General features: G+C 57.0%; 3 protein-coding genes. 2 read left to right on the top strand and 1 reads right to left on the bottom strand.

The window, feature by feature from the left end; genetic code table 11:
• Nucleotides 1–183 (top strand): hypothetical protein (locus tag N554_RS41605; RefSeq protein ID WP_210165388.1); only part of this gene is annotated, 183 nt, incomplete at its 5' end.
• Between the two features lie 54 nt (nt 184–237).
• Entirely contained in the window at nt 238–1,446 is a 1,209-nt protein-coding gene (locus N554_RS0130380; RefSeq protein ID WP_156042200.1) for a L,D-transpeptidase, read from the top strand.
• A 340-nt stretch (nt 1,447–1,786) separates the two neighbouring features.
• Here the strand turns inward: N554_RS0130380 and N554_RS0130375 are convergent, their stop codons facing one another.
• Nucleotides 1,787–2,095 (bottom strand): putative quinol monooxygenase, encoded by a 309-nt coding sequence (locus N554_RS0130375; protein WP_029586884.1) that lies wholly within the window; start codon nt 2,093–2,095, stop codon nt 1,787–1,789.
• Between the last annotated feature and the right edge of the window lie 651 nt (nt 2,096–2,746).

The raw sequence follows: 2,746 nt of genomic DNA, 5'->3' as shown, positions 1-2,746 counted from the left end.
AGCTCAATGAAAGGCCGAGAAAGACCTTGCTCTATCAGACGCCGGCTGAGAAGTTCGCAGAATGTGTTGCAGCGATCGGTTGAACTCGCCGCCCACGCTCTTGTTCGCGACATTCCTGTCGACCTGAAGGAAGGTCGTCTCTGGATCCGTCTCGACTTAGACCAGGTGGCCGGGTTGTATTAGGGCCCGTTCGAGAGCGAGGACGACAATACGGCTGAAGAGTGCTGTGAGTGAACCATGTCTGCACCTATCTCCGGACGCATCGCTATGGGACCCATCCGCGCGACGATAGTGGCATTTGCCTTTTTCATACTTCCTGTAAGCACCGCACATGCCCAGTTCCTGTTATGGCCCCAATCCAGTTCTTGGTGGGGCGATCAAACTCCGTTCAGGCACAAGCACCAACACAGGCACACAAAATCTGAATTGGCGCAGAACGCTCGGCCCAAGGATCCTCCGAAGGGCCCGCTCCAGATCATCATCTCGATCGCAGACCAACGGGTCTCGCTTTTTGACAACGGGGCGCTGATCGCACGCTCTTCGGTGTCCACCGGAACTCACGGGCATCCTACGCCCCTCGGCGTGTTCAGCGTGATCGGCAAACAACGTTGGCACCGTTCGAATATTTATAGCGCTGCCCCGATGCCCTACATGCAGCGCATCACCTGGTCAGGGATAGCGTTGCATGCCGGTGTCGTGCCTGGGTATCCGGCGTCACACGGCTGCATCCGTTTGAAAACTGACTTTGCCATTCGGCTCTGGCATCTCACGAAGCGCGGCACGCGCGTGATCATTGCGCGCGACGACGTCCAGCCGGTCGAGATAACCAATCCGCACCTTTTTAAGCCGAAAGCCGTGCCCGGTTCGCCGGATTTTCAGACTGCCACTGTCGCGGGCAAGAGCATTGATACAGCCGCGGCAACGCATGGACCACCAGTGTCCAACGCCGAGACTCCGGAAGCCGCTAGTCTCCAGGTTCCAGGCTCGGCTCCCGCTGGAGTCGCGCCTAAAAAAATCGTCCCGATCTCCGTCTTCGTCAGTCGCAAGTTGAGCAAGCTCTTCGTGCGTCGGGGCTTCTCGCCGTTGTTTGATATCCCGGTCAAGATCGAAAATCCGGAGGAGCCGCTGGGAACGCACGTGTTTACCGCAATGGAATTCCAGAACGAGGGAGCGGCTATTCGCTGGACCGTCGTGTCAATTCCGGAGGAATTTCCGCGCATGTCCGAGCGTGCCACGAAAGAGCGCCGAGCTTCCGCGAAGCAAACCGCTCTATCGGTACCGTTGCCCGATAAAGCCAACGCTGCCATCGACCGCATCGAAATACCCCAGGAGACGGTTGAGAGGATCTCTGAACTACTGACGCCGGCCTCTTCATTGATTATTTCCGACAACGGATTTAGCCATGAGACGGGAAAAGACACGGACTTCATCGTGGTAACGCATTGAGGCGGTGGCGCAACCCACCAACACACGATGCCACTGCGCAAGTCTGCTTTTCTTCCACGGGCTTAACCGAACGACCTCGTGGTCTGAGAAATTATGTCCGTCGTCGGTCTGCTAGCCATTAAGCCGATGTCCCAGATGGGTCAATTGCGGCGGCTTGGTGATGTCCGCGTTCCTTCCGCTTAGCCTCCAACCACACCGAAAACGGACCTTCATCGAAGGAGCGGCATGTCTCCAAGGTCACATGACCGGACATTCGCGACGGCCTTCAGGACTAAACATCCAGGAAAATCCGCCAGCGTCGAACCACGTTGCCGACGTGCGCCATGACACAACGAGAGCTCTATCTTGGAAGCTTGTCCGCGAGAATGTCGAGCTTGTGAATTTCCGGCGTTTTGGCAAACAGGTCGCCAGCCTTTGCTTTTTCCATCAAGGCCGCCGCCACCTTGCCGTTGAGGTGGGCATCGCGCCCGGCCGCGTCGTCGAACGTGTCGAAAATGGCGAAGGAGGACGGGCCCTCCTGAATGGCAAACCACGAGATCGTCCCCGCCTCAGCGTTTACCAAGGGTACGGCGGAACGCAGAAAATCTGCGACCTCCTTCTCCTTTCCTGGCTTCGCCTGCAGCGGAACGTACAGAGCAAATTTTGTCATCGCCTGCTCCTGCTTTGATCGGGGCCAAGGAGTCTCGGCCGCAGCAGATTGGCTCCAGTGGTTCACATCCGTACTACGCAAGGCAGATGGTGAGGACAGCCGCGGGTTTGAATGCAGATTGCTTTCACTACTAGGTGAACGCCGTGGTGACGCCAATTGGCCCGCAATTGGGCAATGGTGAGCGTGATTGGCTCGTGGAGCGCATGTCTCATGTGGGTCAAAAGCTGAAAAGGTCCAGACGAGCATATGTCTTCCGCTTTGCCACCCGCTAAGAACGGACATCGCCGCTCCGTTCGGCTCACTGCATCCACGCGCGGCTTCGATCTCGATTCGCACCGACGTGTTGAATTTGCCTAGTGCGAACCGCCTGGGGTCAAATTGAGAAGAACTCAGTACGAGCACATGTTTTCCGCTTTGCCATCAAACGCGGACATTGCTCGACGCAGTCCGCATGTCTCAAAGGTGCCCACATCCGGACATCCGCTGAACCAATAGATGGGAGCCTGTTTTGATTCTTTGAGCGCGTCTAGGCGAACTGTTTTCGCCAACGTCACGCCATGCACAAAACCGGCTGCCAATGACGATCACCGACTGATCGTCATTTCTCTCGCCGAACACAATGCCAAATCGCTGTCGCCTTCGTCCGGATCG

It is taken from the genome of Bradyrhizobium sp. URHD0069, from assembly GCF_000701345.1.
Taxonomy (GTDB): domain Bacteria; phylum Pseudomonadota; class Alphaproteobacteria; order Rhizobiales; family Xanthobacteraceae; genus Bradyrhizobium.
This window is presented reverse-complemented; position numbering and strand designations above follow the sequence as displayed.